This window comes from Priestia sp. JNUCC 25, from assembly GCF_053667915.1.
The window spans coordinates 4,451,570-4,477,925 of the sequence record NZ_CM132211.1 but is presented as its reverse complement, the minus strand read 5'-3'; the positions used below and the strand labels follow the sequence as shown (position 1 = coordinate 4,477,925).

At 38.6% G+C, this 26,356-nt stretch carries 26 protein-coding genes and 1 other annotated feature; of the genes, 24 read left to right on the top strand and 2 right to left on the bottom strand.

All coding sequences use genetic code 11. From position 1 onward, the window contains the following. Positions 1–61: 61 nt before the first annotated feature. Positions 62–547, bottom strand: coding sequence for a LiaF transmembrane domain-containing protein (locus JNUCC25_RS23525; protein ID WP_013059363.1), 486 nt, complete (start codon positions 545–547; stop codon positions 62–64). Positions 548–876: 329 nt separating this feature from the next. On the opposite strand from JNUCC25_RS23525, the gene hemA reads away from it, so the two are divergent. From hemA to ysxE, 8 genes are all read left to right on the top strand, one after another. Next, entirely contained in the window at positions 877–2,217 is a 1,341-nt protein-coding gene (gene hemA / locus JNUCC25_RS23520) for a glutamyl-tRNA reductase (protein ID WP_029320072.1), read from the top strand. Between the two features lie 14 nt (positions 2,218–2,231). Then, positions 2,232–3,065 carry a cytochrome C assembly family protein gene (locus JNUCC25_RS23515; protein WP_029320074.1) on the top strand — a complete coding sequence of 278 codons (834 nt, stop codon included), beginning with the start codon at positions 2,232–2,234 and terminating at the stop codon, positions 3,063–3,065. A gap of 13 nt (positions 3,066–3,078) precedes the next feature. Further along, positions 3,079–4,011: a hydroxymethylbilane synthase gene (hemC, locus tag JNUCC25_RS23510; protein WP_029320076.1), complete on the top strand. Its 933-nt coding sequence runs from the start codon at positions 3,079–3,081 to the stop codon at positions 4,009–4,011. Next, complete coding sequence (locus JNUCC25_RS23505; RefSeq protein ID WP_029320078.1) at positions 4,011–4,784, top strand: uroporphyrinogen-III synthase; 774 nt, start codon at positions 4,011–4,013, stop codon at positions 4,782–4,784. The genes hemC and JNUCC25_RS23505 overlap by 1 nt, the downstream gene beginning before the upstream one ends. Positions 4,785–4,801: 17 nt before the next feature. Further along, a complete protein-coding gene (gene hemB / locus JNUCC25_RS23500; RefSeq protein ID WP_013059358.1) occupies positions 4,802–5,782 on the top strand; it encodes a porphobilinogen synthase in 981 nt (326 codons plus the stop codon). Positions 5,783–5,798: 16 nt separating this feature from the next. Continuing rightward, complete coding sequence (hemL, locus tag JNUCC25_RS23495) at positions 5,799–7,088, top strand: glutamate-1-semialdehyde 2,1-aminomutase (RefSeq protein WP_029320080.1); 1,290 nt, start codon at positions 5,799–5,801, stop codon at positions 7,086–7,088. 147 nt (positions 7,089–7,235) lie between these two features. Beyond that, positions 7,236–8,375 carry a stage VI sporulation protein D gene (gene spoVID, locus JNUCC25_RS23490; RefSeq protein WP_029320082.1) on the top strand — a complete coding sequence of 380 codons (1,140 nt, stop codon included), beginning with the start codon at positions 7,236–7,238 and terminating at the stop codon, positions 8,373–8,375. Between the two features lie 77 nt (positions 8,376–8,452). Further along, positions 8,453–9,502, top strand: coding sequence for a spore coat protein YsxE (ysxE, locus tag JNUCC25_RS23485; protein ID WP_013085128.1), 1,050 nt, complete (start codon positions 8,453–8,455; stop codon positions 9,500–9,502). A gap of 11 nt (positions 9,503–9,513) precedes the next feature. On the opposite strand, the gene JNUCC25_RS23480 is transcribed toward ysxE, so the two are convergent. Beyond that, entirely contained in the window at positions 9,514–9,711 is a 198-nt protein-coding gene (locus JNUCC25_RS23480; protein ID WP_013059354.1) for a hypothetical protein, read from the bottom strand. Positions 9,712–9,941: 230 nt separating this feature from the next. Next, positions 9,942–10,186 (top strand) — a binding site (T-box leader). A gap of 82 nt (positions 10,187–10,268) precedes the next feature. Here JNUCC25_RS23480 and JNUCC25_RS23475 point away from each other — a divergent pair. The 16 genes from JNUCC25_RS23475 to JNUCC25_RS23400 all read left to right on the top strand — a co-directional run bounded on the left by JNUCC25_RS23475 (position 10,269) and on the right by JNUCC25_RS23400 (position 26,319). After that, positions 10,269–12,911 (top strand): valine--tRNA ligase, encoded by a 2,643-nt coding sequence (locus JNUCC25_RS23475; protein WP_013059353.1) that lies wholly within the window; start codon positions 10,269–10,271, stop codon positions 12,909–12,911. A 96-nt stretch (positions 12,912–13,007) separates the two neighbouring features. Continuing rightward, entirely contained in the window at positions 13,008–14,306 is a 1,299-nt protein-coding gene (locus JNUCC25_RS23470) for a bifunctional folylpolyglutamate synthase/dihydrofolate synthase (protein WP_029320087.1), read from the top strand. Positions 14,307–14,462: 156 nt separating this feature from the next. Further along, positions 14,463–15,020, top strand: coding sequence for a DUF420 domain-containing protein (locus JNUCC25_RS23465; protein WP_013059351.1), 558 nt, complete (start codon positions 14,463–14,465; stop codon positions 15,018–15,020). Between the two features lie 185 nt (positions 15,021–15,205). Then, positions 15,206–15,400, top strand: coding sequence for a hypothetical protein (locus JNUCC25_RS23460; RefSeq protein ID WP_013059350.1), 195 nt, complete (start codon positions 15,206–15,208; stop codon positions 15,398–15,400). Continuing rightward, complete coding sequence (locus JNUCC25_RS23455) at positions 15,397–16,188, top strand: prepilin peptidase (protein WP_029320090.1); 792 nt, start codon at positions 15,397–15,399, stop codon at positions 16,186–16,188. Before JNUCC25_RS23460 ends, JNUCC25_RS23455 begins: the two co-directional genes overlap by 4 nt. 83 nt (positions 16,189–16,271) lie before the next feature. Then, positions 16,272–17,345: an SPOR domain-containing protein gene (locus tag JNUCC25_RS23450; RefSeq protein WP_029320092.1), complete on the top strand. Its 1,074-nt coding sequence runs from the start codon at positions 16,272–16,274 to the stop codon at positions 17,343–17,345. Positions 17,346–17,455: 110 nt separating this feature from the next. Next, on the top strand, positions 17,456–18,025 hold the full coding sequence (locus JNUCC25_RS23445; RefSeq protein ID WP_013059347.1) for a Maf family protein: 570 nt from the start codon (positions 17,456–17,458) through the stop codon (positions 18,023–18,025). A gap of 15 nt (positions 18,026–18,040) precedes the next feature. Further along, on the top strand, positions 18,041–18,727 hold the full coding sequence (gene radC / locus JNUCC25_RS23440; RefSeq protein WP_013059346.1) for a RadC family protein: 687 nt from the start codon (positions 18,041–18,043) through the stop codon (positions 18,725–18,727). A 229-nt stretch (positions 18,728–18,956) separates the two neighbouring features. After that, on the top strand, positions 18,957–19,982 hold the full coding sequence (locus JNUCC25_RS23435; protein WP_013059345.1) for a rod shape-determining protein: 1,026 nt from the start codon (positions 18,957–18,959) through the stop codon (positions 19,980–19,982). 19 nt (positions 19,983–20,001) lie between these two features. After that, positions 20,002–20,883 carry a rod shape-determining protein MreC gene (gene mreC / locus JNUCC25_RS23430; protein ID WP_013059344.1) on the top strand — a complete coding sequence of 294 codons (882 nt, stop codon included), beginning with the start codon at positions 20,002–20,004 and terminating at the stop codon, positions 20,881–20,883. Next, the gene (mreD, locus tag JNUCC25_RS23425) at positions 20,883–21,401 is read left to right on the top strand and encodes a rod shape-determining protein MreD (protein WP_013059343.1); all 519 of its coding nucleotides are present in this window, start codon (positions 20,883–20,885) and stop codon (positions 21,399–21,401) included. Before mreC ends, mreD begins: the two co-directional genes overlap by 1 nt. A 116-nt stretch (positions 21,402–21,517) precedes the next feature. After that, on the top strand, positions 21,518–22,201 hold the full coding sequence (gene minC / locus JNUCC25_RS23420) for a septum site-determining protein MinC (RefSeq protein WP_013059342.1): 684 nt from the start codon (positions 21,518–21,520) through the stop codon (positions 22,199–22,201). Positions 22,202–22,203: 2 nt separating this feature from the next. After that, positions 22,204–23,004: a septum site-determining protein MinD gene (minD, locus tag JNUCC25_RS23415; protein WP_013059341.1), complete on the top strand. Its 801-nt coding sequence runs from the start codon at positions 22,204–22,206 to the stop codon at positions 23,002–23,004. A gap of 120 nt (positions 23,005–23,124) precedes the next feature. Next, on the top strand, positions 23,125–23,907 hold the full coding sequence (locus JNUCC25_RS23410; protein ID WP_029320096.1) for a M23 family metallopeptidase: 783 nt from the start codon (positions 23,125–23,127) through the stop codon (positions 23,905–23,907). Further along, on the top strand, positions 23,900–24,766 hold the full coding sequence (locus JNUCC25_RS23405) for a M50 family metallopeptidase (protein ID WP_053487751.1): 867 nt from the start codon (positions 23,900–23,902) through the stop codon (positions 24,764–24,766). Before JNUCC25_RS23410 ends, JNUCC25_RS23405 begins: the two co-directional genes overlap by 8 nt. 83 nt (positions 24,767–24,849) lie before the next feature. Then, positions 24,850–26,319: an Rne/Rng family ribonuclease gene (locus tag JNUCC25_RS23400; protein WP_029320100.1), complete on the top strand. Its 1,470-nt coding sequence runs from the start codon at positions 24,850–24,852 to the stop codon at positions 26,317–26,319. Positions 26,320–26,356: the final 37 nt, after the last annotated feature.

Here is a 26,356-nt window from a genome sequence, read left to right as displayed (position 1 = left end):
TTATCATCACTCTAACAGGAAGTGAGTCAAACGTTCCATTTTTTTAACTTGTTTACATAGATTACTTGCGTTTGAAAAATAATAAATATAGCCCAACTAGTAACAATAAAATAGGCCAGAAGGTTGTTAAATAATTTACGCCGTCTTCAACTTTTGGCAAAAATAGTTTAAGACGGTCTGAAAACATCATTAAAATGGCAATAATTAAAAGGGTGCCGCCTTGGAAAAAGCCTGATTTGGCTTTTCTAGCACTGAGTAAAAAGCTAATGGCCACCATAAAAACGACCATGCTAATATTCGTAGGCCAAAAGGGAATTTGTTCACTTACATAGAAATGAATACCTAAAGTGATTAATATGTAGCTTGCAAGCAAGTTTGAATGATCTTGAGATAAAGCAGACTCAGTTAACAGGGCTGCTCCTATTAAAATTAACAGTACAGGCCACGTGTATACCTTTGCTGCAATGCTCATATGTAGTTCATTCAGTAAGAAAAAGATTCCAAATCCAACTAGTAAGACACCAAAAAACATTGATTGCTTTTTCATAGTAACCTCCAGGTGTTTCAAAACAGAAAACGTGATAAAACGCTGCTTTTTTGATACAATTTATTACGGAATAACAGTTAATATCTTAACACATGTTTTCAAAGACTGTTCACATTTTTTTTTCGAATGACTTATAGAACATGTTATAATAGTTAGAGATAAGGCGAAGCTTACACCTGTGTAATGTCCGCCGCTTTTTACGAATAGTAGAATGAAGAACGCCGGATTTTACGGGCAGTTATCTCACTGTAGCTCTTTGGGAATTTAGGGGTTACTGCCCGTCAAATTCGGATAAATAAGCACATTTCAATTATAGGGGGTATGTACAAATGCATATTATAGCAGTCGGCTTAAACTTTCGAACAGCCCCTGTTGAAATAAGAGAAAAGCTTAGTTTTAATGAGCAAGAACTAGCATCTGCCATGAAAACGTTAAGCGGCCAAAAAAGTATTTTGGAAAACATCATTGTTTCAACATGTAATCGTACGGAAATTTATGCTGTTGTTGATCAATTACACACGGGCCGTTATTATGTAAAAGCATTTTTAGCTGAATGGTTCGGAATAGATAAAGAAGAGTTTTCGCCTTATTTAACCATCTATGAAAATGATGGAGCCATCGAACATTTATACCGAGTAGCATGTGGATTAGATTCAATGGTGATTGGTGAAACACAAATTCTTGGACAAGTGCGTTCAAGCTTTTTGCTTGCTCAAGAAGAAGAAACAATTGGAACGGTTTTTAATCAGCTGTTTAAACAAGCTGTGACATTAGCCAAAAAAGCTCATCATGAAACAGAAATTGGTGCGAATGCAGTTTCTGTCAGCTATGCAGCTGTAGAGCTTGCTAAAAAGATTTTTGGAGACTTATCATCCAAACATGTGTTGATTCTTGGTGCGGGAAAAATGGGTCAGCTTGCCGTACAGAATTTATATGGCAGCGGAGCTAAAAAAGTAACGGTAGTGAATCGAACATTTGAAAAGGCACAAGAGCTAGCAAACCGTTTTTCTGGAGAAGCCAAACCGTTTGCTGATCTTCAACATGCTTTAAGCGAAGCAGATATCTTAATTAGTTCAACAGGGGCTAATGACTATGTAGTAACGAAACAAATGATGAGTGAAGCCGAGCGTACGCGTAAAGGTCGTCCATTGTTTATGGTAGACATCGCCGTTCCGCGTGACTTAGATCCAGAACTAGACGAGCTAGAGACGGTCTTTTTATATGATATCGACGATTTAAACGGGATTGTAGAATCCAATTTGCAAGAGCGTCAAAAAGCTGCGGATGAAATTGAAATTATGCTTGAAGCTGAAATTGTTGCTTTCAAGTCTTGGCTTGGTACATTAGGCGTTGTGCCTGTTATTTCTGCACTTCGTCAAAAAGCACTTACCATTCAAGCTGAAACGATGAAAAGCATTGATCGTAAGCTTCCAAATTTATCTGAGCGTGAGCGTAAAGTTTTAAATAAACATACAAAAAGTATAATTAATCAACTTCTTCGCGATCCAATTTTACACGCGAAAGAATTGGCTGGAGAGAAACATGCTGAAGAGTCTTTAGAGCTGTTCATGAAGATTTTTAATATTGAACAGGAAGTTGCTTTACAAAAAGAAAAAGAAGAGCAGCTTCATACATCAATTACGTCTCATTCAGTAGCTTATCAGTCTTAAGTGAGGATTGAATAATGGTTGATATGGAATTAACCAGAATCTATGAATTGATTGTGATTTTATACGCGGTGAGCGTTTTATTATATTTTATTGATTTTGTACAAAATAACCGGAAGGCAAACTCGATAGCCTTCTGGTTACTTTCTATTGTGTGGATTTTGCAAACAGCCTTTTTAATTTTACGAATGTTTGAGACGGGAAGGTTTCCTATTCTTACCGTTTCTGAAGGGCTGTATTTTTACGCGTGGGTCTTAATTACTCTTTCACTTGTGATTAATCGCCTGTTCCGCGTTGATTTTATGGTGTTTTTTACAAATGTGATTGGTTTCTTAATTATGGCTATTCATACGTTTGCTCCACTTGAAACATACACTGCTGTCCAGTCGGAGCGCCTTGTGTCAGAATTATTAATCATTCATATTACTATGGCTATTTTATCTTACGGCGCTTTTTCAGTCTCTTTTGTTTTTTCCGCCCTGTATCTTGTTCAGTATAATTTATTGAAAAAGAAGAAGTGGGGCAAGCGCTTGCTAAGAATTGAAGATTTAACAAAGCTAGATTACATGTCCTATGTATTAATTTTAATTGGTGTACCGCTGTTATTGCTTTCGTTAATCTTAGGAATCATATGGGCTTATATTAAATACGTAGATTTTCATTGGTACGATACAAAAGTGTTAGGTTCATTTTTAATGTTTGTTGCATACAGCGCTTACTTGTATGCTAGACTGCGTAGAGGTATTCAAGGAAAGGCAATCGCAATGTGGAATATTGGATTGTTCTTAGTCTTACTTATTAATTTCTTTTTATTTGGCAGTTTATCGAATTTTCACTTTTGGGGTTCGTAATTAGGAGGACAACATGCGAAAAATTATTGTCGGCTCTCGTCGAAGCAAACTTGCGTTAACACAGACCAAGTGGGTCATTGAACAGTTAAAAAAACAAGGTCTTCCTTTTGAGTTTGAAATTAAAGAAATGGTTACAAAAGGGGACCAAATTTTAAATGTAACGCTGTCCAAAGTAGGCGGTAAAGGTCTTTTCGTAAAAGAAATTGAACAAGCCATGTTAGATAAAGAAATTGATATGGCCGTTCATAGTATGAAAGATATGCCGGCTGTTTTGCCAGAAGGATTAACGATTGGATGTATTCCTTTACGAGAAGATCATCGTGATGCGCTTATTTCAAAAAATGGTGAGCGATTTGAGGAGCTACCAAGCGGTGCCGTGATTGGGACAAGCAGCTTGCGTCGAGGGGCACAGCTTCTATCTATGCGTTCAGATATCGAAATTAAATGGATTCGAGGAAATATCGACACACGCCTAGAGAAATTAAAAAATGAAGATTACGATGCCATTATCTTGGCAGCTGCAGGGTTATCTCGTATGGGCTGGTCGAAAGATACGGTCACTCAGTACCTAGAGCCGGAAATAAGCGTTCCCGCTGTGGGACAAGGAGCTTTAGCTATCGAATGCCGAGAAAATGACCATGAATTATTATCGCTTCTTCAAGCTCTAAATCATGATGAAACCGCTCGTGCTGTTAGAGCTGAACGCGTATTTTTAAAAGAGATGGAAGGCGGATGCCAAGTGCCGATTGCGGGTTATGGGCGTATATTGGACGGCGGAAACATTGAGCTAACGTCGCTAGTTGCGTCTCCTGATGGCAAAACGATTTACAAAGAGCACATTACGGGAAAAGACCCCGTTGCTGTCGGTTCAGAAGCTGCTGAGCGCTTAACATCTCAAGGAGCTAAGCTTTTAATTGACAGTGTAAAAGAGGAGCTGGACAAATAATGAGTCATGAGGCTCCTCTTTTTTTGAAAAAAGTTTTGATTACAAGAGAAGCGAAGCAGGCTCATTCATTTGCAGCGCAGGTTAAAAAGCTTGGAGGCATACCTTTAAGCTTACCAGTCCTCACGTTCGTACGTTCTAACAATGAAAAAGAAGTGGAAGATGTCCTGCTGTCGATTGACTGTTTTGATTGGATTGTTTTTACAAGTCAAAACGGGATTTCTTTTTTCTTTGAATGGCTAAAAGAGTTAAATATCAGTTGGATTGTTTTAAAAAGATTAAAAGTGGCTGCGGTTGGAGAAAAAACCGCAAAATTGCTAGAAAAACACGATGTTAATGTGCAACTTGTTCCAAAAGAATACGTTGCGGAATCACTTCTTGAGTCGTTAAAAGCAAATGTGTCACATCACGAGCGAGTTCTCCTTGTACGAGGACAATTAGCCCGCTCTGTTTTAAAAGATGGGTTAAAAGAGTGTGAGGTAACGGATCTAGTTGTATATCATACCATTCAAAATCAAGACTCTGAACGCTTGGTTAAGCAACATTTAGAAACAGGAATTGATGCCATTACTTTTACAAGTTCTTCTACAGTGAGATTTTTTGTCGAGTCAGTTAAAGATATTCCGAATTGGCTTGAGCTTATAAATAGAACCAAAGTTGTTTGCATCGGTCCTATTACGAGTCAAACAGCGAGCGAGTATGGAATTAAGCATCTTGTTCCTAACACATACACAATAAATGGTATGATAGATATGTTGGTTAGTTGTTTTGAATAATAAAGGAGGATTTTAACATGAAAGACTTACAATTTACACGTCATCGTCGTCTTCGTAATTCTGTAAATATGCGTGCGCTTGTACGCGAAACACATTTACATCCTGAAGACTTTATATATCCTATTTTTATTGTAGAAGGTGAACAAAAAAGAAATGCTGTAAAATCAATGCCAGGTGTGGATCAAATTTCTTTAGACTACTTGAATGATGAAATCCAAGAGTTAGTCGATTTAGGAATCAAGTCAGCTATGGTATTTGGTGTTCCCGCTGAAAAAGATGCGGTGGGCTCACAGGCATACCATGACCACGGAATTGTCCAAAAAGGTATTCGTCAAATTAAAGAAAATTTTCCAGACTTTGTTGTTATCGCAGATACATGCTTATGTCAATACACAGATCATGGCCACTGTGGTGTAATTGAAGACGGAAAAATCTTAAACGATCCTAGCCTTGACTTATTAGCGCGTACAGCGGTTAGTCAAGCTAAAGCAGGAGCGGATATTATTGCGCCTTCAAACATGATGGACGGTTTCGTGGCAGCTATTCGCCACGGTCTAGACGAAGGTGGATTTGAAGATGTGCCCGTGATGTCTTATGCTGTTAAATATGCATCTGCTTTTTACGGACCATTCCGCGATGCAGCGCATTCTTCTCCTCAATTTGGAGACCGTAAAACATATCAAATGGACCCAGCCAATCGCTTAGAAGCACTTCGAGAAGCAGAATCTGATGTCGAAGAAGGAGCAGATTTCTTAATTGTAAAACCAGCTCTATCATATTTAGATATTATGCGCGATGTGAAAAATACGTTTAATTTACCGGTAGTGGCTTATAATGTGAGCGGAGAATATTCAATGATTAAAGCGGCAGCTCAAAACGGCTGGGTAAATGAAAAAGAGATTGTTCTTGAAAAATTAATTAGCATGAAGCGTGCAGGGGCGGATTTAATTGTAACGTATCATGCTAAAGACGCAGCACGCTGGTTATCTGACAAGTAATTAAGGAGGCTTACACATGAGAAGTTATGAAAAGTCAAAAGCAGCTTTTTTAGAAGCGCAGCAATTAATGCCGGGTGGAGTAAACAGTCCTGTTCGTGCATTTAAATCAGTAGATATGGATCCTATTTTTATGGAACGAGGAAAAGGCGCTACGATTTACGATATTGACGGCAACAAATATATTGACTACGTCTTATCATGGGGACCTTTAATTCACGGACATTCCAACGATCAAGTAGTTGAAGCAGTAAAAAAAGTAACGGAATCTGGTACAAGCTTTGGTGCACCAACATTAATTGAAAATGAGCTTGCTAAGGTTGTTATTGAGCGCGTTCCTTCAATCGAAATCGTCCGTATGGTGAGTTCAGGTACGGAAGCAACGATGAGCGCACTGCGTTTAGCACGTGGCTATACGGGCCGCAACAAAATTTTAAAATTTGAAGGCTGTTACCATGGACACGGTGACTCTCTTCTAATTAAAGCTGGCTCAGGCGTTGCAACGTTAGGCCTACCAGATAGCCCGGGAGTGCCTGAAGGAATCGCTAAAAACACGATTACAGTGCCGTACAATGATTTAGAAAGCGTACAATATGCTTTTAAAGAATTCGGAGATGACATTGCCGGAGTAATCGTTGAACCGGTAGCAGGAAATATGGGTGTGGTACCGCCTCAGCCAGGTTTCTTACAAGGGCTTCGTGATATCACATCAGAATATGGCTCACTGCTCATTTTTGATGAAGTAATGACAGGGTTCCGCGTAGCGTACAACTGTGCACAGGGCTACTATAACATTACGCCTGACTTAACTTGCTTAGGAAAAGTAATCGGTGGTGGTTTACCAGTAGGTGCTTACGGTGGTAAAGCTGAAATTATGGAGCGAGTTGCACCAAGCGGCCCGATTTATCAAGCAGGTACATTATCAGGTAATCCGCTTGCGATGACAGCTGGATACGAGACGTTAACGCAGCTAACACCTCAATCCTACGATGAGTTCATTCGTAAAGCAGATCGCTTAGAAGAAGGATTGATGGCAGCAGCTGAAAAATATGATGTGCCGTTGACGGTAAACCGAGCTGGTTCAATGATCGGTTTCTTCTTTACAAACGAACAGGTAATAAATTACGAAACAGCGAAAACATCAAATTTAGATTATTTTGCAGCTTACTATCGTGAAATGGCTAATGAAGGCGTGTTTTTACCTCCTTCTCAATTCGAAGGAATGTTTTTATCAACTTCTCATACAGATGCAGACATTGAACATACAATTGCAGCAGCTGAAAAAGCTTTTTCGAAGTTACGTGGATAAACAGATAAATAAGATTGACTTTTATATCAAAGCTTACGGAGTATTCCGTAAGCTTTTTTAGTTTTAAAGACATATTTTAATTTATTTGTTCATACATCTTTAATGACCGCGCTATTACCTGGCGGGTGTTGGAAGGGGGAGAACAATTTGTCGCAGGATAATTTATCATGTCTGCGTTTTTCCGTAGAAGAATCAGTATGGTTTCAAAAAGGACAGGAAGTCTCACAACTTTTGTCTATCTCCTTAGAGCCTCAAGTATCTATTCAAGAATATGACCAATACGTGTCTATTCGAGGAGCATTACAATTAACAGGTGAATACGAAACGTACGAGGGAGAGCACTCGTTACGCGAATATACAAATGAGAATCAAGTGCAATCTATCTCTGTCCGTGAAGACGGAACGGCTGAATTATCACATCAATTTCCTGTTGATATTACCATTCCTAAAAATCGTATTCAAAGTATTGAAGACGTATATGTATCTATTGATTTATTTGATTATGAATTGCCGGGTACAAATCAGCTGCAGCTAATGGCTGACTTGTCCATCACAGGGTTGTACGGAGAACAGCATGAAGAACGAGAAGAAGAGGAAGAGTTTTCGGAGGAACAGCACATCGTCTCCTATGAAGAAGTGAACGATGCTGAAGAAGTATATACTGAAAACCTTGCTCAAGAAGAAGAGGAACAAGAGTTTGACGTAAGCTATCGTGAAGCTCCCGCACTTTTAGAGGCAGAGGCTATTGAAGAAGATCATTCAGAAGAGCCCCCTAGTTATTTTTCATCTGTATTTAAAAAAGAATCTCGTGCTGAGCCGGTCGTGGAATATGAAGAGGAAGCATATGAACCATTTGAAGTCGAAGTGAAAAAAGAAGCGCAAATCGAGGAAGAAAGAGAAGACAACGTGATTGAGCTCTTTCAGCTTCGTCAAGAGCAAGAAAGCTTCGAAGAATCGCAAGCTAGTGAATTGAATACGTATGCTGACGTTCAACAAGAGACTGAGCAAGAAGAAGCTGAACAAGAAGAGGAAAAGATTATTGTTGAATTTCGGAAAGAAGAAAATGAAAGCGGCCGAAATGAAAACGCCCTTTATTTAACAAAGCTCTTTTCGCGGGAAGAAGAAGCTTTTTCAACGTGGAAGCTTTGTATTGTTCAAGACGGAGATTCGCTTGATACGATAGCAAACCGCTATAATACGAATGTACAAAACATTTTACGAGTAAATAATTTAGAAGATGAATATGAGCTGGAAGAAGGAAGCATCTTAAATATTCCCGTTCGTTAAAGTCGGAAAGAAAACAGTTTTGACGCATATAATGTCTTAACTGTTTTCTTTATTTTTTACGAGGAAGGAGAATATAGATGCAGCGGACAGTAGCAGACTACAAAGTATTGTTAAAAGAATATGACTTAGATGTTGACTTTATCGAAGACTACGGAAAAGTAAAAAAAGTCTATACGAAAACCGGCGTGTTTGCGCTTAAAGAAATGGCGAATCATCAAGAACGAAATCAAAACTTCATTCAAAAGCTGCAGAACGTGTATCAAAAAGGATGGATGGGATTTGTCCCTATTTATCAAACGAAGCGTTCTCAGCCCATTGTTTCAGATGAAAGCGGCTCGTATTACTTAATGCCGTGGCTCCCAAATAATCCGACCGAAGAGCGTGATATTCGATATCATAAATTATTTCAAGAGCTTGCTAAGCTTCACGGCGCTTCGGCGCAGGAAGTAGAAGTGAAAAAAGAAGATATAGAAAATCATTATACATCGATGAAAGAAACGTGGGAAAAACGTCAGGAAGAGCTGAAGCAGTACGTAGTAGAATGCGAGAAGAAAGTTTATATGTCTCCGTTTGAATTGCATTACTGTACATTTTATTATGAAATGACAAGAGCGCTTGAATTTGGTTTTGGAAAGCTCGATCAGTGGAACGATGAAATGGAAGAAAAGGAAAAGATCCGGCTGGTTACTTCTCATGGAAAGCTATCGGCTAAACATTTTATCTATGACGAGCGGGGAAATGGTTTTTTTATTAATTTTGAACATGCAAAAGATGCTTCACCGATTTATGATTTGGTCTCATTTTATTTCCGTACTCTTCGCACATACCCAGTAACTACCTATGACAGCTATGAGTGGTTTAGTACGTATGAAAAACATTTTGCTCTCAGAGAAGAGGAACGGCTGCTTTTACACAGTTATTTGGCGTTTCCAGAACCCTTGTATCAGTGTATCGTTCAATATAGGCAACATAAAGAAAGTAAAACAGAGCTTGAACATATGCAGTCATTTATTCGAGCATACTGGCTGACGAAAAACATTGAACAGCTCAATATTAAAATATTTGAAGTAGATCAGCAAAAAAAAATGGCAGCGGAAGCAGCTGCACAAGCCCAAGCGAACGAATAGAGCTTGGGTTTTTAAATCCAGTCGGAATATAAAGCAACCGCTAGTATGGCAAGCAATGCCAACAACAGTACATCAAAGGTTGTAGGGAAAAATAGTGTACGTATACCTTGAAAAATTGTTAAAGGAACAATAAACTGTCCACAAGCCGCTCCTGCTGTTTTGAGCCACCGCTGCAGCTGATACGAATTTACATTTATTCGTTTCTTCATTTGTACATGCCCCTTTCAATCCACGTGCCCAGGTTAAAGTAAGTATATGAAAAAAGAAAGAAATGGTGACATTTTTTTGAGTGGGCTCTTCATTTTATTTCCAAAATTAGCGAGCGAATGAAAAAATAAAGAGCAGAACAAAAAAATTATGAATATAATCATAAAAAAATGGAGAAGATTATTGACGATTCAACATTTTTTCATATAGTATAATTAAGAGAAATTCATACATAAATACAGTGAATAGGAAGAGTACGGGATGTTCGTCTTTCAGAGAGAGAAATCAGTTGCTGTGAGATTTCTTAAGAATGTGCACTCGGAATGTCGCCTATGAGTAGCTTTTTTGAACAGCTGCATAGCTCAGTAGAAAAAGCCGGTTAATCAACCGTTATGAAATGAAGTGTATAGGCTTATCAAACGGGATACGTCTATAAAAAAAGGTGGTACCGCGAAATCAACTCCTTTCGTCCTTTTATTAGGAAAGGAGTTTTTTTATGTTTATAAAAGCTTTACACAGTTTCTAAAGACTGAAACTTTATATTATGGAGGTATACATTATGTCTGAAAAAGAAGTGACTCTTCCAACGAAGTATGATCCAAAAGCCGTTGAAGAAAATCGTTATCAGTATTGGTTAGACGGGAAGTTTTTTGAAGCAACAAATGACCCTGAAAAAGAGCCATATACAATTGTAATTCCACCCCCAAACGTAACGGGCAAGCTGCATTTAGGCCACGCTTGGGATACAACGTTACAAGACATCTTAACGCGTATGAAGCGCATGCAAGGCTATGACGTTTTATGGCTTCCTGGCATGGACCATGCGGGGATTGCAACGCAGGCAAAAGTAGAAGAAAAGCTTCGCAGCGAAGGGAAAAGCCGCTACGATCTAGGCCGCGAAAATTTTGTAGCCGAAACGTGGAAATGGAAAGAAGAATATGCAAGCTTTATTCGCCAGCAGTGGTCGAAGCTAGGACTTGGCTTAGACTATTCACGCGAGCGCTTCACGCTTGATGAAGGCCTTTCTAAAGCAGTGCGCGAAGTATTCGTAACGCTTTACAAAAAAGGATTAATCTATCGCGGAGAATATATTATTAACTGGGATCCAGCTACAAAAACAGCTCTTTCAGACATCGAGGTTATTTACAAAGATGTACAAGGTGCGTTTTATCATATGCGCTATCCGTTGGCAGATGGTTCTGGACATATTGAAATCGCAACAACTCGTCCTGAAACAATGCTAGGAGATACGGCTGTAGCTGTTCACCCTGAAGATGATCGCTATAAGCACTTAATTGGCAAAAAGGTTGTCCTTCCGATTGTAGGGCGTGAAATTCCAATCGTAGGCGATGATTATGTAGATATGGAATTCGGTTCTGGTGCGGTGAAAATCACGCCTGCTCATGACCCGAACGATTTTGAAATTGGAAACCGTCATAATTTAGAGCGTATTTTAGTGATGAATCAAGACGGTACGATGAACGACAAAGCAGGTAAATATGAAGGAATGGATCGTTTTGCTTGCCGTAAGCAAATTGTTAAAGACCTTCAAGAAGACGGTGTATTGTTCAACATTGAAGACCACATGCATTCAGTAGGTCACAGTGAACGAAGCGGTGCCGTTGTTGAACCTTATTTATCAACTCAGTGGTTTGTAAAAATGCAGCCGTTAGCAGATAAAGCAGTAGATCTTCAAAAACAAGAAGAAAAAGTAAACTTTGTGCCTGATCGTTTTGAAAAGACATACTTACACTGGATGGAAAATATTCGCGACTGGTGTATTTCGCGTCAGCTTTGGTGGGGACATCGCATTCCAGCTTGGTATCATAAAGAAACTGGAGAAGTATACGTAGATCATGAGGCTCCAGCAGATATCGAAAACTGGGAACAAGATTCAGATGTATTAGACACATGGTTCAGTTCAGCGCTATGGCCATTCTCAACAATGGGCTGGCCCGATGTGGATGCAGCTGATTTCAAACGCTACTACCCAACAAATGTGCTTGTAACAGGCTACGATATTATTTTCTTCTGGGTATCTCGTATGATTTTCCAAGGTCTTGAATTTACGGGTAAACGTCCGTTTGACGATGTACTCATTCACGGTCTTGTACGAGATGCTGAAGGTCGTAAAATGAGTAAATCACTTGGTAACGGTGTAGATCCAATGGAAGTAATCGAGAAATACGGTGCAGATTCTCTTCGCTACTTCTTATCTACAGGAAGCTCACCAGGACAAGATTTACGCTTCAGCTTTGAAAAAGTCGAAGCGACATGGAACTTTGCAAATAAAATTTGGAATGCTTCTCGTTTTGCATTAATGAACATGGACGGCATCACATTTGAAGAGCTTGATTTATCAGGCGAAAAGTCTGTTGCTGATAAATGGATTTTAACGCGCTTAAATGAAACGATTGAGCACGTAACAAAATTAGCTGACAAATATGAATTCGGTGAAGTTGGACGTATTCTCTATAACTTTATTTGGGATGATTTCTGCGATTGGTACATTGAAATGGCTAAACTTCCTCTTTACGGAGAAGATGAAGCAGCTAAAAAGACAACTCGCTCAATTTTAGCTTATGTACTTGATAATACAATGCGACTTTTACATCCATTCATGCCGTTTATTACCGAAGAAATTTGGCAAAGCTTGCCGCATGAAGGCGAATCAATTACAGTAGCTAAATGGCCGGAAGTACGCCCTGAGCTTTCTGATAAAGAAGCTGCTAACGATATGCGTTTACTTGTAGATATTATCCGCGCTGTTCGTAACATTCGTGCTGAAGTGAACACGCCGATGAGCAAACAAGTAAAATTATTTATCAAAGCTAAAGATGAAAATATTCAAAGCCAGCTCGAAAAGAACCGTGCGTATGTAGAACGTTTCTGTAATCCAAGTGAGCTTGTGATTTCAACAGATGTTTCATTAGATGAAAAAGCGATGACTGCTGTTGTAACAGGCGCAGAATTAATTTTACCTCTTGAAGGTTTAATTAATATCGAAGAAGAAATCGCGCGTTTAGAAAAAGAATACGACAAGTTAAACAAAGAAGTAGAACGTGTACAAAAGAAATTAAACAACCAAGGCTTTATTGCAAAAGCGCCTGCTAAAGTAGTAGAAGAAGAGCGTGCAAAAGAGCAGGATTATGTTGAAAAACGCGAAGCTGTTCAGTCTCGTATTGCTGAATTACGCGGATAATCAATGGGTTAATGAACCAACAGAAAAAGCGTTGCTTGTATAGCGACGCTTTTTCTTTACATAATAATAGCGATGGAAAAGAAAGGTGAATAAAAGATGATAACGACATATGAAGAAGCGCTTGATTGGATTCATAACAGACTTCGCTTTGGAATCAAGCCGGGGTTAGAACGAATGGAATGGATGCTAGAGCAGCTTGATTTTCCGCAGCAAAATCTAAATGCTATTCATGTTGCTGGTACGAATGGTAAAGGTTCTACCGTTTCTTATTTGCGAAACATGTTAGAAGAAGCAGGGTATAAAGTTGGAACCTTTACTTCTCCTTATATCGAAACATTTAATGAACGGATCAGCGTGAATGGAAAGCCTATTTCAAATGAAGCAATGACCGCTCTTGTTCAGGAAATAAAGCCTGTTGTGGAGCGACTAGAACATACAAATTTAGGATCAGCAACGGAATTTGAAGTGATTACAGTCATGGCTTTTCTTTATTTCGGCTATCATGAGTCAGTTGACTATGCTGTGTTTGAAACAGGCCTTGGAGGACGATATGACTCAACAAACGTTGTGAATCCTATGGTGAGTATTATTACAAACATTGGATTTGATCACATGGCAATACTAGGAGATACGGTAGAAGAAATTGCAGCAGAAAAAGCGGGGATTATTAAAAAAGAAGTCCCTATTATTACCGGTGCAGAGCAAGTAAAGGCGCTTGATGTCATTACTGAAGAAGCAAAGTCAAAGCAGGCTTCGTTATTTGTGTTAGGAAAAGATTTTGACATTAAAAACTATGAGCCCTTAGCAAATGGGGAAGGCTTTGCGTTAAAAACGCCGTATGGCACATTTGAACATTTAGAATTAAATATGCTTGGCTATCATCAAGTAAAAAATGCAGCTTTGGCTGTCATGGCCGTTTGTTATTTAAAAGAAAAGAAAAAGCTTTCTATCTCCAATGAGCAAATGATAAAAGGGATTCAGCATACAAAGTGGAACGGCCGCTTTGAGATAGTAAATGAGCATCCTTTAACGATTATTGATGGGGCTCATAATGCAGAAGGCATTGATAGCTTGTTATCTACTTTACGCCTTCATTATGAAGATCGAAACATTCATTTAGTTTTCAGCTGTTTAAATGATAAAAGTGCTGATCGAATGGTTCAAGAACTTGAAACAATCGCTGCAAGTATTACATTTACGTCGTTTGACTTTCCTCGTGCTCGCGCAGCTCAAGAGCTTTATGAGATGAGTACTCATCATAATAAGCATATGGATGAGGAGTGGAAAAAAGCAATTGCTTACGTAAAGGAAAAGGCGACAGGTGAACAAGACATGGTCGTGATTACAGGGTCTCTGTATTTTATATCAGAAGTGCGGGCTTTTCTTCTAAAATGAGCAAAAGCAGCAAGTGAAATCTTGCTGCTTTTAACATAATGTGAGGAAGGGATACGGATAATAAGGAAGCACTAAGTTCAAAGTATTGTCACTTTCACCCCTTAGGTAAGTGATATATAATAAACATGTACATCACTAAATAAGGAGATTGTTAACATGAGTAAGAATAATGAAAAAATTGTACCGAAAAGCAATAAAAACTTTACCGGTATTATTCTTACCTTTTCAGTGATAGCGAATGTTATTATTTTACTGCTATTCTTTTCGAATATTGGCTATCAAGGAAAAGTAAGTTTTGATTTGACTATCTTTCCACGGTTAAATGCTATTTTGAATAGTTTTACGTTTATTTTTTTAGTTGCAGCGTTGATTTCAATTTTTAGGAAAAATATTAATGCTCATAAAGGTTTTATTTTAGCAGCATTCACTTCCACACTGCTCTTTTTAGTTTCATATTTAACGTTCCATTACATTTCCACAGAAACAGCTACGTTTGGTGGAGAAGGAATCGTTCGTCCCATTTACTTCTTTATTTTGATCACACACAGTTTCCTAGCAGCGATTATTGTTCCGCTGGCACTGTTTGCACTTGTGTGGGGCTGGACAATGCAAGTTGAAAAACACAAAAAAATTGTGCGATGGACAATGCCAATCTGGCTTTATGTAAGTCTTACAGGTGTAATTGTCTACTTATTTATGGCTCCTTACTATTAAAAGACGTCTGCTTTTGCAGACGTTTTTTTATGCTGTTTTTGTTCTTTAGTGGTATAATCCTTATTACCTATAAAAAGTGTGTTTTAAGGAAGGAGGCATACAGAATATGACTTTTATGGGTATTATGATTCAGTTTATTAACGAAGGAGCTGTTTGATACTAATCAATAAAGGAGAGATATTGAAATGGATAAACTGTCAACGAGGAATAAAGGAATTTCTCTAATGAAAGTGATCATACTGGTTATCGTAATAGGTCTTCTAGCAGCTTTTCTCATTCCGTTTATTGGCAGCTATTTAAGGGAACGAGATACATTCCTTCACTCAAAAGAAAACCTACAATTAGTAAGCAGCAGGCCTGAGATGGAAGAAATAGTATGAGTTTAATTTACCTCTATGCATTTGTTTCAGGTATCACGTTAGGTTCATTTTATAACGTAGCAGGACTTAGAATACCTCAGAAAAAATCTATTTTATCTCCAAGATCTCATTGTCCACACTGTTTATACGTTCTTTCTCCACAACAATTAATTCCCATAGTCTCCTACATTAAAAATGCAGGAAAATGTAGTATGTGTCAAAAAAAAATCTCCTTCATCTACCCATTCATAGAATTTTCGACAGGAAGTTTATTTGTATATGCTTTTTTTAGATTGAATATGACGTTAGAACTGATTGTCATATTAACCTTTGTTTCTTTTTTAACAATTATAGTTGTCTCAGACATAGCCTATATGATTGTCCCAAATAAGGTGCTGCTTTTCTTTTTGCCTATCTTTCTACTTGAGCGTCTTTTCATTCCATTAAATTCGTGGAGTGATTCCTTAATGGGAGGAGGAATCGCATTTTTTCTCCTCTTTCTAATCGCATTTCTCAGCAGAGGAGGGCTTGGAGAAGGAGATATTAAATTGTATGCTTTGATTGGTATTGTGCTTGGAGTAAAGCTTGTTTTGCTATCGCTTTTTTTAGCTATATTAATAGGCGGAACCGTTAGTATAGGAGCGTTATTAATGAAAAAGGCAAAGGTAGGTGTACCAATTCCTTTCGTTCCATTTATTTTTATAGGCACAATCGCTGCTTATTTTCATGGAAACGAATTGATAGATTGGTATGTTAGCAACTATTTTTTATTGAGCTTCAAGTCTTCGACAAATTTAAAATTTCTGTAACTAAATAGCGAAAACCTTTTGTAACAAGACGACAAATGTCTTGTTATTTTTTTTTTCTTCTATGATAGCATGGAAAAAAGTGTATGTTTTATGTCGGTTTACCTCAGCTTGCAACCGGTACTAAGACTACGTTAACTAAAGGCGGTGGGGCAGTGGACAAGCAGGAACGAAAAATTTCAATTAAAATCAACGGTCAATCCAAGGAAGAACAAGCGCCAGAAAAAGACGAGTTTACGTGGGTTCTTCCGGAACCGGGATCCACAGATTCTCATGTGGAAGAAAATAAAGTGGTGTTTATTGAAGATGTAAGAAATGAAAAAAAGAAAAAGCCGCGATTACATCCTAAAAATGTTTCGATTAAAACGGTAAACGGCGGTGTGATCAAACGAACAGCTGTGATTGTACTGCTAGCAGTCGGAATAGGCAGCGGCATCGGTATGGTTGGTGTGAAAATGATGACAGGAAGCGAACAGCCTGTAAGCAAAGCACAAACAAGTGAGCAAACGAAAGAAGAAAAAGCTTCTCAAACAGCGTCTACCACTGAAAGTGTTGGTAAAGCTGAAAAGAAAAGCGAACAGAAATCGAAGGGGACATCAGCTGCTGCTTCTACTTTAGAACCTTTTTCCTTTTACATTGTTCAAGCAGGTGCTTTTTCATCAAAAACTGCTGCAAATAAAGCAATGGATAAATGGAAAGAAGAGAACGAAGCAGGCGAGATCTTTTCACCTAAAACCTATTCTCTTGTCGTTGGTGCTGCCACTGGAGAAGAAAAAGCGAACGCACTTAGTAAAACGTATAAACAACAAGGTAAAGATGTATATGTAAAGTCTTATGAAATTAAGCCCACTAGCGAATTAGGGAAAAAAGATCAAACGGTTATAACAACAGCGCAGCCGTTTATGGCTAATCTCTTAGATCAATCTGCTAAAGCGATTGAAGGACAGCGGGTAGCCGATATCAAATCTCTGAAAAAAGAGCTGACAAAAGTTCAGAAAGAAGCGTCAAATGAAGACATTAAAACCATGGTGAGCACCCTTCAAAAAGCTGCTGCTTCTCTTTCTTCATATGAAGACAATAAAAGCAGTAAAGATGCTTGGCTTGCTCAGCGATACGTGTTAAAAGCTCTTCAGCAGTATGAAAGCCTTGTAACGTCTTAACAAGTGAGGTAGTGTAATGCTGCCTCACTTGTTTATTGTCATTTGGAGATGAAATTGCTAAAATAACGGTGTGTCCTTCTTTTTTAAATCAAAATGCAAAGGTGAGATGTATGAAACAAACATTAATTTTAGCCTCAGGCTCTCCTCGTCGAAAAGAATTACTTCAGCAGCTTCACATTCCCTTTACCGTTCACGTTAGTACAATTGAAGAAATCGTCAATCCATCATACACTCCGTCCGAGGTAGTAATGGATTTAGCTAGGCAAAAAGCAGTGGACGTTGCTTCGCATCATAAAGAGGATATTGTCCTAGGTGCCGATACAGTTGTCGTATATGGCAATCGTATTTTAGGAAAGCCAAAAACGAAACAAGAAGCGATTGAAACACTTACGATGCTGTCAGGTCAAAAACATCAGGTATTAACTGGAGTAGCGTTCGTATCAAATGCAAAAGTTCATACGTTTTATGAACAAACAGATGTAGAGTTTTGGCCAATTGAACAAGATGAAATCGTACAGTACGTAGAGTCAGGAGAGCCTATGGATAAGGCTGGTTCTTATGGAATTCAAGGTCTCGGTGCTGCGCTAGTTAAAAAAATTGAAGGAGACTATTTCTCCGTGGTGGGCTTGCCGCTCTCCCGAACAATACGTGAGCTAAAACAATACGGTTTCGTTTACTAAAAAGGAGTGGCGAAATTGGATCAATCATTGTTAATTAAAGATTTCCCTCAAGATGAAAGACCTCGAGAGCGCCTTGTGTCAATGGGTGCTTCTAGTCTTTCTAACCACGAGCTTATTGCTATTTTGCTGCGCACTGGAACTAAAGATGAATCTGTTCTTCAGCTGTCCAATCGCATATTAACGCATTTTGAAGGTCTTCAACTTTTGCAGCATGCATCGCTTGATGAAATGATGAATATTAAAGGTATCGGACCTGCAAAAGCAATTCAAATTATAGCGGCTATTGAAATAGGTAAGAGGATTGTACAGCGGAAATCTAGTCAGCGATATACCATTCATGGCCCTGAAGACGGAGCTAATTATGTGATGGAAGAAATGCGCGTGCTGTCTCAAGAGCATTTCGTCTGTTTATACCTCAACACGAAAAATCAAGTTCTCCACAAGCAAACCATTTTTATCGGAAGCCTCAATTCATCTATTGTCCATCCAAGAGAAGTATTTAAAGAAGCCTTTCGTCGTTCAGCTGCATCCCTTATTTGTATTCATAATCATCCCTCCGGCGACCCTACTCCCAGCAGAGAAGATATAGAGGTAACGAAGCGCTTAAAAGAGTGCGGATTTATCATAGGAATTGAATTGTTAGATCATTTAATTATCGGAGATCGAAAATATATTAGTTTAAAAGAAAAAGGATACATGTAAGGCTATGCTTTTTAAAATCCTTGGGTTATAATAGTAGTCATGATTTTAAATGACAAGTTCTTTACAATCATTCGTTATTAATAGACAAAGTATGACTTTTTATCATACAATATTTGGCGTTGACATCTATGAAAAAAGTATAGAAAATAAAAAATGTTACTTATGAAATGAAGAAATTGAATTATGGAATTTTTACCTTTGCATTTTGGTAAGAGAAAGGAAGAGACACATGTTTGGAATCGGTACTAGAGACCTTGGAATAGATTTGGGTACTGCAAATACGCTCGTTTATGTAAAAGGAAAAGGAATTGTTGTGCGTGAGCCGTCTGTTGTGGCTTTGCAAACTGATACAAAACAAATCGTTGCGGTAGGTAACGATGCAAAAAATATGATTGGTCGTACACCTGGGAACGTAGTAGCCCTTCGTCCAATGAAAGATGGAGTTATTGCAGATTACGAAACAACTGCGACGATGATGAAATATTACATCAATCAAGCTCAAAAAACAAAAAGTTTGTTTGCGGGTAAGCCGTATGTAATGGTTTGTGTACCTTCTGGCATTACAGCTGTTGAGAAACGTGCCGTTATTGATGCGACTCGTCAGGCTGGCGCGCGTGATGCGTATACAATTGAAGAACCGTTTGCTGCAGCAATCGGCGCCAATCTACCGGTTTGGGAGCCAACGGGAAGTATGGTAGTAGATATTGGCGGAGGAACAACAGAAGTTGCGATTATTTCTTTAGGAGGAATCGTAACATGTCAGTCAATCCGTATCGCTGGGGACGAGATGGATGAAGCGATTATTCAATATATTCGCAAGAATTACAATTTAATGATCGGTGAGCGTACGTCAGAAGCATTAAAAGTAGAAGTCGGTTCTGCCGGAATTCCAGAAGGTATTGAAAACATGGAAATTCGCGGACGTGACTTACTAACAGGTCTACCGAAAACAATCGAAATTTCAGCAGAAGAAATTGCAGAAGCGCTAAAAGATACAGTGGCTTCTATTGTAGATTCAGTAAAAAGTACATTAGAAAAAACACCACCTGAACTTGCGGCGGATATTATGGATCGCGGTATTGTATTAACAGGCGGTGGCGCATTGCTACGTAATTTAGATAAAGTTATTAGTGAGGAAACAAATATGCCGGTTGTCATCGCAGAAGATCCGCTTGACTGTGTTGCAATTGGAACTGGTAAAGCGTTAGAACACATTGATTTATTTAAAAATCGTACAAGCGATTCATATCGCTAAATATTAAGAGGTGTAGATCGTGCCACAATTTTTCTTAAATAAACGTTTAGTTATTTTATTAGTCAGTATTATTGTATTAGTGGCATTGATTGGTTTTTCGTTAAATGGTCGTAAAAATGTAACGTGGCCTGAACAGTTTGTCAAAGATACGGTTGGTCTTGTTCAGGCTACCTTTAATGAACCCGCACAATTTGTAGCGGGTTTCTTTCAGAATGTAGGTGACTTAAAGCGTACATACGAAGAAAACGAGGTATTAAAAGCCCGTTTAGACGAACGCATGCAATTAGAAACGAAAGCCAACGCTTTGCAGCAAGAAAATAAAAAATTAAGAGCACAGCTCGACAAAAAAACGGATTTAAGTCAATACAACCCAATCGAAGCAACAGTTATTGCTCGTAATCCAGACCGTTGGCATGAGGTAATTGCCATTGATAAAGGGACGGTTCATAATGTGCAGGAAAATATGGCTGTTATGACTCCTGAAGGGCTGATTGGTAAAGTGAAGCATGCATCTAAGTTCACATCTACTGTGCAGTTAATTAGTTCATCAGATCGTACAAACCGTGTATCTGCTAAAATTCAGGCTAAAAAAGAAGTGTTTGGTTTAATTGAAGGCTATGATGATAAAGAACAGGCGCTTGTTATGCGTCGTATTCCATTTGATGCTGATATTAAAGAAAAGCAAAAAGTAGTAACGTCTGGTCTAGGACAAGAAGACGGTATTTTCCCTAGCAATCTTCCAATTGGCGTTATCACAAAAATTGAGCCTGATGAATATGGATTAACGAAAAAAGCTTATATCAAACCTGCTGCTGACTTGTATGACTTAGATAACGTAGTTGTAGCTAAAAGAAGTGCGCCCGCTGCTGAAGACGATTTAGGGGCGGAGGAGGCTAACTGATGAAGCGGTTTGTCCTTCCTATTCTCGTGCTTGTCGTTTTTATGTTTGAAAGTATCTTTGTTAATTTTGTCGCCATGGCATCACCATGGCGAGACTGGATTCTATCGCCTCATTTTGTTGTAGTGGTACTGGCTTTTATGTCAGTGTATTATCACCCAAAGCAAGCGATGCTATATGGGGTAATCCTTGGATTCATGTACGATATTGCCTTTACGGATGTCTTAGGAGTATACGCGCTTGGATTGCCGGCCGTATGCTATATCGTATCAAAACTAATGAAGATTTTTCAGCAAAATACGCTTATCGTAATCTGCATGTCGCTATTAGCTGTAGCCATTATTGAGTTTTATGTATATGGAATTAATAGCATTATTAATATATCTGATATGACCATTGGTCGCTTCTTGCAAGAGCGATTTTACGCAACCATCATTTTAAATGCCATATTTGCACTCATTTTTGCATTTCCGCTTCAAAGATGTTTTCAATATTTCGCTAAATTTATCGATGAACGCTGATCGGAACATATATTACGCTTCTCGTTCATGATAGGATAAAAATGCTGATTGAAGAAACGAAAAAAAGGAATTGAGTAAGTCTCTGTCGAAATTATATATTCGTTGAGGTGAGCGTCTTGAATAAACAAAAGCAACAAAATGTGACAATTAAAGGAACAAAAGATGGATTAACGTTGCATCTCAATGATACATGTTCATTTGCAGAGCTTTTGACGGAACTTAAGACGAAGCTTTTGACAAATAAGCATGGCGATGCCGATCAGATCGTCACAGTGTATGTCAAAATCGGAAATCGTTATTTAACTACAGAGCAGGAAACCGAATTGAAGGCGCTCATAGAAGAAAATCAGTATTTAGTAGTTAAACAAATTGATAGTAACGTTATTTTAAAGCAAGATGCAGTCCGAGTAAGAGAAGAAAGTGAATTAGTATCTGTTACAAAGGTAGTTCGTTCAGGACAGGTTCTCCATGTAGAAGGCGATTTGCTTCTAGTCGGAGACGTAAATCCCGGAGGAACCGTTGTAGCTGGAGGGAATTTATTTGTATTAGGTGCTTTAAAAGGGATTGCTCATGCAGGATATCGAGGCAATAAAAACGCCGTTATTGCTGCATCGTTAATGAAACCTTCACAGCTGCGCATTGCTGATATCATTACCCGATCAGAAGAAGAGCGCAGTGAGAAGGAAGAGAATATAATGGAATGTGCATACTTAGATGATAATGATCAAATGGTGATAGATCGCGTGCAAACTTTACCGCATCTAAGACCGAATTTGACCAGGGTAGAAAGGAGAATTTGACAGTGGGAGAGGCTATTGTTGTTACGTCTGGTAAAGGTGGAGTTGGAAAAACAACGACATCAGCCAATTTAGGTACTGCTCTAGCATTAGCTGGAAAGCGCGTGTGTCTAGTAGACACTGATATCGGCTTACGCAACTTGGATGTTGTAATGGGGCTTGAAAATCGTATTATTTATGATCTTGTAGACGTGGTAGAAGGTCGATGCCAACCGCAAAAAGCCTTGATTAAGGACAAGCGTTTTGAATGTTTGTACTTACTTCCTGCTGCTCAAACGAGTGACAAAACAGCTGTTCAACCAGAACAAATGAGAGAGTTAGTTCTTCAGTTAAAGCAAGACTATGACTATGTGGTTATTGATTGCCCAGCTGGTATTGAACAAGGCTATAAGAATGCCGTAGCTGGCGCTGATAAGGCACTCGTTGTGACAACACCGGAAGTTTCAGCTGTTCGTGATGCTGACCGTATTATTGGATTATTGGAGCAAGAGGATATCGAGTCTCCAAAACTGGTTATTAACCGAATCCGTAGTCATATGATGAAAAATGGAGACATGCTGGACGTGGAAGAAATTTCTCAGCTTCTGGCTGTTGATTTAATTGGAATCGTTGCTGACGATGAAAATGTTATTCGTGCTTCTAACAACGGTGAACCAATTGTCATGGACCCATCAAGCAAAGCATCAATTGCATATCGTAATATTGCAAGACGTATTCTAGGTGAAACGGTTCCTCTTCAATCGTTAGATGAAGAAGATAAGGGAATGTTTGCACGTATTAAACGATTCTTTGGTGTTCGTTCTTAAAAAGCTTCCGATAGAGGAAGCTTTTTTTATTTGTGTGATTTTGTAGAGTCAAGCTGTCATAAGCTCCACGGACAAGTCATATAGTTGATTATACGATAAGAACAAGGAGAATGATGAATCATGAATCGACGTGCTGATGAAATCCGTAAACGAATTGCTGAGCGTAAGCGAAAACAATTAAATACAACGAAGCGTCTTCCTCAAGAACCTCTTCATACGTCCTTAATGAGCGAAGAAGAAAAATATGGATCGATGGATTATTCTGCGGTTGAATACACACCATCAGCAAAGGAATATCACCCGTTATTTCGAAAAGAACGCTTTTTATTTAAAATCTTAGCTTCAGCCTGCTTAGTGTTAATTGTAGGGATTATGTTCAAGAACGCTTCTCCTACTTTTGAACAGGCCAGAGTGGTGGTTCAACAAACAATGGATAAAGAATTTCAGTTTGCAGCTGTTTCCTCCTGGTACGAAGATAAGTTTGGGAAGCCGTTAACGCTATTGCCGAATAAAGAGTCTAGCAAAACGGAGCAAAGTGTAAGCGGAGAATATGCTACTCCAGCTTCAGGGAAAGTAACGGAAACATTTGCTCAAAGTAAGCAAGGCGTGACGGTTCAAACAGGAGTGGATTCGGTTGTAGAAGCAATGAGTGAAGGTATCGTAAGGTATGTAGGAAAACGTGATGATACTGGGAATACCGTTATTATTCAACATGCCGATGGAACCGAAACTTGGTATGGACAGCTCAAAAAAATCAATGTTAGTATGTATGATTTTGTAAATAAAGGCAAAGAAGTAGGAATTGTGGAAAACAGTAAAAAAGGCGATGCTGGAACATTCTATTTTGCTATTAAAAAAGGCGATAAGTTTGTGGATCCTAGTCAGGTGATTCAATTTGAATAGTGCTTTTTCGTTATTGATGAAAATTCACATTCATCCATTGTTTTGGGGGGTTTTCGTAATTGGTATCTTAACGGCTACGGTAAAGCAGCTTTTTTTGTTATTTATTATTGTAATTATTCATGAACTGGGCCACGCCGTAGCGGCTCAGTGTTTTTCTTGGCGAATTCGCAGAATTATGCTCTTACCTTTTGGGGGAGTAGCAGAAGTAGATGAACATGGGAATCGTCCATTTCGAGAAGAGTTTATTGTGACAATAAGTGGACCTCTTCAGCATCTCTGGATGTTTGGAGCTGCTTTCTTATTAATGAAAATAAATGTGTTGTCTTTGGAAACGTATGAGCAATTTATGTTTCAATGCACCGTGATTTTACTGTTTAATCTTTTGCCCATTTGGCCATTGGACGGAGGGAAGCTGCTTTTTTTAATTTGCAGTCGGTCTTTACCATTTTTAGAAGCGCATAAGCTCGCGCTCCGGTTATCAACGTTTTTTTTAGCTGTCGGTATTATTTACGCCGTCATTATGTATCCTTTTCAGCTGCACTTATGGATTGTTATTTCATTTTTAATTATATCCGGATATTTGGAATGGAAGAGCAGGCAATTTGTCTACATGCGCTTTTTGTTGGAGAGATATCATGGCAAAGAGCATCCAATTGGAGCTTTAAAAACGTTAAGTGTATCAACCAGTGAGACGCTCCATCAAGTTCTGCAAAAATTCCAAAGAGGTTGTAAGCATATGATTATTGCTACATCTCAAACAGGCGAGCATGTACAGATTGATGAAAATGAACTTTTACACGCTTACTTTGTAGAAAAAAGAACAAATAGCCAACTAGACGAACTTGTAACAGTTTACTGATTTCTAGTAACATAGAATAGAATGAAAAAAGTTCGGTTGCACTGACCGAACTTTTTCCTATGAATTTAGATTAAAGTGAGGCAATGTATGTGAAGGCATGTATTATTAACGCGGCTACTTCTTCAAAACGTATAGCCGTGATAAACGATAAAGCACTAGAAAAAATCTATTTAGAAGAACAAAGCGAGAATCAAATTATTGGGGATATATATTGGGGTAAAGTAGTAAAAGTACTGCCGCATATGCAAGCAGCCTTTATCGATATCGGTTTATCAATGAACGGATTTATTCATCGAAATGAACTTGTATCCTATCAGCAGTCAGAGAATCCTCACAAAGATCAGCGGCCGATGTCTGCTTTTATTCGTGAAGGAGAAAAAGTATTGGTTCAAGTTGTAAAAGAAGGCATTGGGACAAAAGGGCCCAAGCTGACGGGCATCATTGAATTTTCTTCTGATGAGCTTGTATATTTACCGCACGGAAACTATGTCGCTGTATCCAAAAAAATAGCTGAGCCAAAACGACAACAGTGGAAACAGCTTGGTGAGCGGTTAAAACAGGGGATGGAAGGCTTTTTATTTCGAACAGCGATTGCAGAAAAATCAGAAGCCGCGGTCCAACATAAAATAAAAGAGCTACAGAAAAAATATGAGCGCCTTGAACGACAGACACAGGGAATGAAAGCTCCTGCCCTAGTCAGCAAAGGACAAGATTTTCTCGAAACAAGAGTGCAAGCTGCACTTCAACAAGGAATTGATGGGATAGTAGTAGATGACTTCGACCTATATCAGCATCTTCAAACTACCTACCCTAACTTGTCAATAGAGTACTATAAAGGAAATGAAAATATTTTCTCTTTTTACGATCTGGAACGGCAAATAGAGAAGCTTTTAAAGCGAATCGTGTGGCTCAAAAGCGGAGGCTATATCGTTATTGACGAAACGGAAGCGATGACGGTCGTGGACGTGAACACGGGGAAGTTTTCAGGAAAAGATAATATTCGAAAGACAATGCTTCAAACAAATATGGAAGCTGCGTATGAACTGTCCAAACAGATGCAATTACGTCACTTAGGCGGCATGATCTTAATTGATTTTATAAATATGCCTCATAAAGAAGATCGGACAGAAGTAGAAAGATACATGAAAAAGCTATGTGAACAAGATGAAGTGCGGACGAATATAGTTGGCTTTACAGAGCTTGGCATATTGCAATTAACGCGGAAGAAAGTGCGCAATAGTATTGGATCAACATTAACTATGCCTTGTGAAGTATGTGAAGGAACCGGTAAAATGATTGATTCCAAAACGGCTGCTTTTCAAATTGAACGTGTAATTTGGGAACATCGCGGCGCGGAAGAAGAGGCTATTTGGATTGAGACGCGAAGTGATGTTATAAATGAAATGAAGGCTCAAGGATTTCTCAACGCTTTAGAGAAAATGGTAAAAAAAACCATATATCTTACACCAAGCGATGATTATACAAACGCATTTGTTTTGCGTCAATTGGGGTCGAATGAGCAGATCCAAAAAAGGGTCTCTGCTTCTATATAAAATTTTAGAAGAAAACATGAATTCCAATTGACACTAA